This window comes from Kocuria sp. CNJ-770 (assembly GCF_001942375.1).
Lineage (GTDB): Bacteria > Actinomycetota > Actinomycetes > Actinomycetales > Micrococcaceae > Kocuria > Kocuria oceani.
Genome location: NZ_MKJW01000155.1, coordinates 77352 through 83915, shown reverse-complemented (window position 1 = coordinate 83915; position 6564 = coordinate 77352). Strand labels below are relative to the sequence as shown.

At 74.1% G+C, this 6564-nt stretch carries 6 protein-coding genes and 1 pseudogene; 1 reads left to right on the top strand and 6 read right to left on the bottom strand.

Features of this window, described 5'->3' with window-relative positions; all coding sequences use genetic code 11:
- The 4 genes and pseudogenes from BJF77_RS22925 to rimP form a co-directional block, all read right to left on the bottom strand.
- The coding region (locus BJF77_RS22925) for a translation initiation factor IF-2 N-terminal domain-containing protein (RefSeq protein ID WP_369821445.1) at positions 1-212 on the bottom strand (212 nt) is incomplete at its 3' end.
- A gap of 142 nt (positions 213-354) precedes the next feature.
- Positions 355-765 (bottom strand): YlxR family protein, encoded by a 411-nt coding sequence (locus BJF77_RS18430; protein WP_083665261.1) that lies wholly within the window; start codon positions 763-765, stop codon positions 355-357.
- Positions 766-957: 192 nt separating this feature from the next.
- Positions 958-1937, bottom strand: a pseudogene (gene nusA / locus BJF77_RS18425) (transcription termination factor NusA).
- 192 nt (positions 1938-2129) lie between these two features.
- Positions 2130-2522 carry a ribosome maturation factor RimP gene (rimP, locus tag BJF77_RS18420; protein ID WP_255396361.1) on the bottom strand — a complete coding sequence of 131 codons (393 nt, stop codon included), beginning with the start codon at positions 2520-2522 and terminating at the stop codon, positions 2130-2132.
- 225 nt (positions 2523-2747) lie between these two features.
- On the opposite strand from rimP, the gene BJF77_RS18415 reads away from it, so the two are divergent.
- Positions 2748-3872, top strand: coding sequence for a hypothetical protein (locus tag BJF77_RS18415; protein ID WP_075873076.1), 1125 nt, complete (start codon positions 2748-2750; stop codon positions 3870-3872).
- On the opposite strand, the gene BJF77_RS18410 is transcribed toward BJF77_RS18415, so the two are convergent.
- Together BJF77_RS18410 and BJF77_RS18405 are read right to left on the bottom strand one after the other, a co-directional pair.
- Complete coding sequence (locus BJF77_RS18410) at positions 3838-4650, bottom strand: TSUP family transporter (RefSeq protein WP_083665260.1); 813 nt, start codon at positions 4648-4650, stop codon at positions 3838-3840. The two genes, BJF77_RS18415 and BJF77_RS18410, sit on opposite strands and share 35 nt — an antisense overlap.
- Before the next feature lie 4 nt (positions 4651-4654).
- The gene (locus tag BJF77_RS18405) at positions 4655-6454 is read right to left on the bottom strand and encodes a proline--tRNA ligase (RefSeq protein ID WP_075873075.1); all 1800 of its coding nucleotides are present in this window, start codon (positions 6452-6454) and stop codon (positions 4655-4657) included.
- Between the last annotated feature and the right edge of the window lie 110 nt (positions 6455-6564).

The following is a 6564-nucleotide window of genomic DNA, read 5'->3' as shown; positions in this document are numbered from 1 at the left end:
TCGGCGGGACGGCGCTGTCGCGCGGCGGCGGCGGGCCGCGGCGGCCTTGTCCGCCTTGTCGGCGAACGCCGAGCGCAGCTCTTGGCGACGGGGGGCTCGACGGTCGAGGACGCGCCTCGGACGAACTCACCCAGGGTCTGAAGCGTGGAAATCGCTTCCTTGGACGTTATTCCGAGCTCTTTCGCGAGCTCGTGAACGCGGGGCTTGGCCACTTCTCTCCTGTCTCGGTCCGCACCGAAACAGGCACGAACCACTTATTTTCCGTTGAGGCTCCCGGGGTGTCGGCCGTCGACGACGGCGCGCCGGCCCAGGAGGCCGTAGGCAGAGCACAACGAAGCACTCATCGCTGGGCACTCATCGGTTTTCCATCGGTTCTCTGACTCGCTTTCCAGTTCTGACCCGCGTGCGGACGTGGTCACCGGTCCGGTCGGACCGCGCGGGCTGCCGTCCGGGGACGGCTGTGGTCGGCACTCGTGCGCCCGGTCGCCGGGCCGTCCGCGAGGACAGCAGGGCGTCCAGCTCGGGGGCGATCCCCTCGGTGTCCACGGGGACCCGGAACGCGCGCTGGAAGGCGCGGCGGCGCAGGGCCGTGTCCAGGCACTCGCGGGAGGGGTGGAGCCAGGCTCCACGACCGCCGAGGCGCCCGCTCCGGTCGAGCACGGCCCTTCGGCCGCCGTCGTCCGGCTCGGTCACCACACGTACGAGCTGGTCAGGGTGGTCGGTGGTCCGGCATCCGATGCACGTGCGACGGGAGTCCGCACTCACTCAGGGCTCCTCGTCTCGCGGCGGGACGTCGGAACGGCTCGTGCGGGCCGGGGATCCGGCGCCGGACAGGGACCACCAACGATCTGACCGTGGAACAGTCTATCCCGGGGACGGCCCTGAGCCGAAACCGGGCGGGCGGGGACCCGGGGGGCGGGTCCGTGCGGCGGCTCGGGTCCCGCTCCCGGGGCGGGCTCAGGCCCGCGCGGCCGCCTTCGACTCGGGGACGATGTCGATCTTCCAGCCGGTGAGCTTCGCGGCGAGGCGGGCGTTCTGCCCCTCCTTGCCGATGGCCAGGGACAGCTGGGAGTCGGGGACGACGGCGCGGGAGGAGCGGGCGCGCTCGTCGAGCACGGTGACCCGGGACACCTTCGCCGGGGACAGGGCGTTGGCGATGCAGCGGGCCGGGTCGTCGGACCAGTCCACGATGTCGATCTTCTCGTCGTGCAGCTCGCTCATCACCGCGCGCACCCGGGAGCCCATCTCGCCGATGCAGGCGCCCTTGGCGTTGATCCCGCCCTGGGTGGCGCGCACGGCGATCTTGGTGCGGTGCCCGGCCTCGCGGGCCACGGCCATGATCTCGACGGAGCCGTCGGCGATCTCCGGCACCTCCATCTCGAAGAGCCGGCGCACGAGATCGGGGTGGGAGCGGGACAGCGTGATGGACGGGCCCTTCATGCCGCGCTTGACCTCCACCACGAAGGCCCGGATCCGGGACCCGTGCAGGTACTTCTCGCCCGGGGACTGCTCGTGCGGGGGCAGCACGCCCTCCACGGTGCCGAGGTCGACCTGCACCATGTGCGGATTGTGGCCCTGCTGGATCTGCCCGGACACGATCTCGCCCTCGCGGCCCTTGAAGTGGCCCAGCACGGCGTCGTCCTCGACGTCGCGCAGGCGCTGCAGGATGACCTGGCGGGCCGTGGAGGCCGCGATCCGTCCGAAGCCGGCCGGGGTGTCGTCGAACTCCCCGATCGCCTCACCGTCCTCGTCGAGCTCGGGGGCCCAGATGGTCACGTGCCCGCTCCGGCGCTCGATCTCGGCGCGGGCGCCCGGCAGCGCCCGGGGCTCTTCTGGTAGGCCAGCAGGAGGGCCTGCTCGATCGTGGGGATGAGCAGGTCCACGGGGATGTCGCGCTCACGCTCCAGCAGTCGGAGGGTGCTCATATCGATGTCCATGTCCGGCCTTCCTCACGTGTCGACCCCGGGGACGAAACAGCGCGCCGTCGGTGAGGACGGAGCGCTGCCACGGGTCGTGTTCGCACACTCGTTCGTTGTACTCGGTTGTCGTCGCACTGCGGACCGCGGCGCCGGTGGGCGCCGCGGCGTCAACGGCACATCTTACACTCGCCCCGGGGTGCTCCGGGGCGCTCAGTCCGTGAACTCGACCTCCACCTTGGCCCGGCGCACGCGGTCGAACGACCACCGCTCCGGGTCGAGCAGCCTGGCGGGCATGCCCTTCTTCGCCTGGTGGCTGCGCTGCAGGACCACCCCGTCCTGCGCCACCTCCAGCAGCCGGGCGGTGAACTTCTCCCCCTCCACGGGGGTGACGCGCACCAGCCGCCCGATCGAGCGCCGCCAGTGCCGGGGCTCGGTGAGCTCCCGGGTGGCACCCGGGGAGGAGACCTCCAGCTCGTAGGCGGACCCGGGCACGGGGTCGTCCCGGTCCAGGGCGTCGGAGACCGCGCGGGCCACCTCGGCGATGCGGTCGATGTCCACGCTGTCGGTGCGGTCCTCGGGCAGGTCGACGAGCACCTGCAGCACCAGCCGGTGCCGCTCGGCTTCAGGGCGACGTCCTCCAGGACCAGGCCCGTCTCCTCCACGACCGGTCCGATCAGATCGGTCAGCCGCCGGCGGTCGTCGGGTCCGGTGCTGCTCTGCTCGCTCACGGGGATCTCCTGGTGCTCTCGGGTCGGGCGGGGTCGCTCCAGCAGATCCTATGATGAACCGGGACCCCGCCCTCTCCTCTCCCCCGTCCAGGAGCCCCCGGTGACCGATCCCCGCACGCCCGCCCGCCGGGTGCTCCCGCCGCTGCCGACGGTGCTGCTGACGGTGCTGGTGGTGCTCCTCGCCGCGCTCGGCGGCTGGCGGCTCGGCGCGGCGCGGCCCGTGCCCCCGGACGAGGTGGCCCGGGCGGACGCGTGGTCGCGCACGGAGACGCTGCTGAGGCACCCGTCCCTGGAGGACCTGGAGGAGGGTGCGGCCGTGCGCGCGGACCTGGACCGCCAGCTCGCCGCCCTGGGTCCGGCGCCCGTAACCCGGGCCTCGGCCGCGGCGCGGGCCGCGCACCCCTCCCCCTCGGAGGCCGCCGGGCCCGGAGCGCCGGCGGGCACCGAGGACCTCGCCGGCGCCCTGGCGGGCTCGGCCGCGGCCCTGGCCCGGGACGCCCTGGACGCCGAGGACCCCGCCCTGGCTCGCGTCCTCGGCGCCGCCGCGGCCTCGCGGGCGACCACGGCCGGGCAGCTGGGCGGGGCTGCCGCGGTGCCGCGGCTGTGCGCACCCGGCGCAGACCGCGGTTCCGGGGCGACGACGTCCGCCGCGGCGCCGCTGTGGTCGGCGCTGGACCGGGCCGGCTACGCCCTCGAGGCGCTGGCCGCCCGCACCGGGCCGACCGGCGCACCGGCGGACGCTGCCCTGCGGCAGGCCCGCGCGGACGTGGCGGACCTGCTGGAGGCACCCGTTGCGCGCGGGGTGCTCGCGGCGGAGCCCGGGCTGCGCGCCGGCGCCTACGTCCTGCCGGCCGGCTCTGGGAGGACCCCCGCCGGGGCGCCGGAGCGGCGGCGGGCGACGTGCAGGAGGCCGCCGCGCACGCCCTCGCCCAGGGCGGGCCGGCGACACGCTGCTGGGCGCTCCGAGCGCTGGAGCGGGCCGGCACGCTCCGCGCGGAGGTCAGCGGCAAGGTGGACGCCCTGCCCGGGGTGCTCCCCGACGACCCCTCCGCCGTGCCCGGCGCACCGTGACGCACGGCCGGCGTCGCCCCGGGAGGACCCGGTGACCCGTCGCCGGAGTCCGGGCCGGGCCACGGCCCCGCAGGGCTCGGCCCCGCAGGAACGGGGGCCCGCGGAGCAAGGTCCCCGGATCACGCCCCGCGCAGCACGTCGACGCCCAGCTTGAGGATCAGCAGCGAGACCACGCTGAGGAACACGACGCGGATGAACCGGTTGCCGCGGGCCACCGCGGTGCGTGCCCCGAGGTAGCCGCCCACCATGTTGGACAGGCCCAGCAGGAGTCCCAGGCCCCACAGCACCGAGCCGTGCCCGAAGAAGAACAGCAGGGCGCCCACGTTGGTGGCCAGGTTGACGATCTTCGCCTTCGCGCTCGCGGCCAGGAAGCTGTAGCCCAGCAGGGTGATCATGGCGATCACGAGGAAGGACCCGGTGCCCGGGCCCATCACGCCGTCGTAGAAGCCGATCACCGTGCCGATCACCATCGCGGTCCCGTAGTGCCGGGCCCCGCTGTGGCGCAGCTCGGTGAGCTGGCCGACGGTGGGCTGGGCGACGGTGAACAGCAGCACGGCGACCAGCGCCGCGAGGATGATGGGCCGGAACACCTCCTCGGGCAGGGACGCGGCCAGGGCCGCGCCGCCGAAGCTTCCGGCCAGCGCGACCCCGGCCATGGGCAGGGCCGTGCGCAGGTCCGGGGAGGTGCGGCGGTAGAACGTCAGCGCGCTCGTGGCCGTCCCGAACACGGAGCCCATCTTGTTGGTGGCCAGCGCCTGCACCGGGCTGATGCCGGGGACCATGAGCACCACCGGCAGCTGCAGCAGCCCGCCGCCGCCGACGACGGCGTCGATGAACCCGGCGGCCAGTCCGGCGGCGACCAGCAGGACCACGACGCCGGGGTCCACCTGCTCCAGGCCGGAGGCCCCCAGCCAGCCCTCGAGCTGGTCCACGGGCTCAGCCGCGCACGGCTGCGGAGACCACGGCGGCGACGCCGTCCCGGGCCACGTCCTCGCTGGTGCCGCTCGCGCGGTCCTTGAGCTCCAGCAGGCCGTCCTTGAGCCCGCGGCCGACCACCAGGACGGTGGGCACGCCGAGCAGCTCGGCGTCGCCGAACTTCACGCCCGGGGAGACCTTGGGTCGGTCGTCGAAGAGCACCTCGATGCCCTCGGCCTCGAGCTCGGCCACGATCCGCTCGGCCTCCTCGAGCACCTCGGGGCCCTTGCCGGTGGCGACCACGTGCACGTCGGCCGGGGCGACCTGACGGGGCCAGAGCAGTCCCTTGTCGTCGTGGTAGGCCTCGGCCAGGGCGGCCACCGCCCGGGTCACGCCGACCCCGTAGGAGCCCATGGTCACGGTGACGAGCTTGCCGTTGCGGTCCAGGACCTTCAGCCCGAGGGCCTCGGCGTACTTGCGGCCCAGCTGGAAGATGTGGCCCATCTCGATGCCGCGGGCCGCCTCGAGCGGCCCGGAGCCGTCCGGGGCGGGATCGCCGGCCCGGACCTCGGCGCACTCCAGGACGCCGTCCCAGGCGAAGTCCCGCCCGGCCGTGAGGTCGTAGACGTGCTTGCCGGCCACGTTCGCCCCGGTGATCCAGCGGGTGCCTCGGACCACCCGCGGGTCGACGAAGAAGGGGATCCCGGTCGAGGACCGCTCGCCGAGCACGGCCTGGTCGAGGCTCATGCCCGGGCCGATGTAGCCCTTCACCAGCAGCGGGCAGGTGCGCAGGTCCTCGTCGGTGGCTTGCTCCACCAGCACCTCCCCGGAGACCTCCAGGGCGGCGCCGACGCCGGCCTCGATGCGCTTGAGGTCCACGGCGCGGTCCCCGGGCAGGCCGACCGCCACGAGCCGGCGCTCGCCGTCGGGCAGGACGACGGCCAGCACCACGTTCTTGAGCGTGTCCGCGGCGGACCAGGGTCCCTCTTCGCGCGGGTGCAGCTCGTTCGAGCGCTCCACGAGCGTGTCGATGGTGGGGCTGGCCGGGGTGTCGAGCACGCGCGCCTCGGGGGCGGCGTCGACGTCGCGCTCGGGCGGCACCACCGTGGTGACCGCCTCGACGTTGGCCGCGTAGCCCCCGGCCGAGCGCACGAAGGTGTCCTCCCCGATCGGGGTGGGGTGCAGGAACTCCTCGGAGCGGGAGCCGCCCATGGCCCCGGACTGCGCCGACACGGCGATCACGGGCAGGCCCAGACGCTCGAAGATCCGGACGTAGGCCTCGCGGTGGCGGGCGTAGGACTCGTCGAGGCCGGCGTCGTCGACGTCGAAGGAGTAGGAGTCCTTCATCACGAACTCGCGTCCGCGCAGCAGGCCGGCGCGCGGCCGGGCCTCGTCCCGGTACTTGGCCTGGATCTGGTAGAGGGTGACCGGGAGGTCCTTGTAGGAGGAGTACAGGTCCTTCACGAGCAGCGTGAACATCTCCTCGTGCGTGGGCGCCAGGAGGTAGTCGGCCTCCTTGCGGTCCTTCAGGCGGAAGAGGTTCTCGCCGTACTCCGTCCACCGGTTGGTGACCTCGTAGGGCTCGCGCGGCAGCAGCGCCGGGAAGTGCACCTCCTGGGCGCCGATCGCGTCCATCTCCTCGCGCACCACCCGTTCCACCTTCGCGAGCACCCGCAGGCCCATCGGCAGCCAGGTGTAGATGCCGGGAGCGGCGCGGCGGATGTAGCCGGCGCGCACGAGCAGCCGGTGGCTGTCCACCTCGGCGTCGACGGGGTCTTCGCGGAGGGTCCGCAGGAACAGGGAGGAGAGGCGCAGCGCCACGTGGGCTCCGTTTCTCCCGGGGATCGCGGCGAGGTGCGGCCGGGTCCGGGGCGTCGAGAGGGGGTGCGGCACCGGCGGCGCCGCGGATTCCGGTCAAATCTACACCCCCG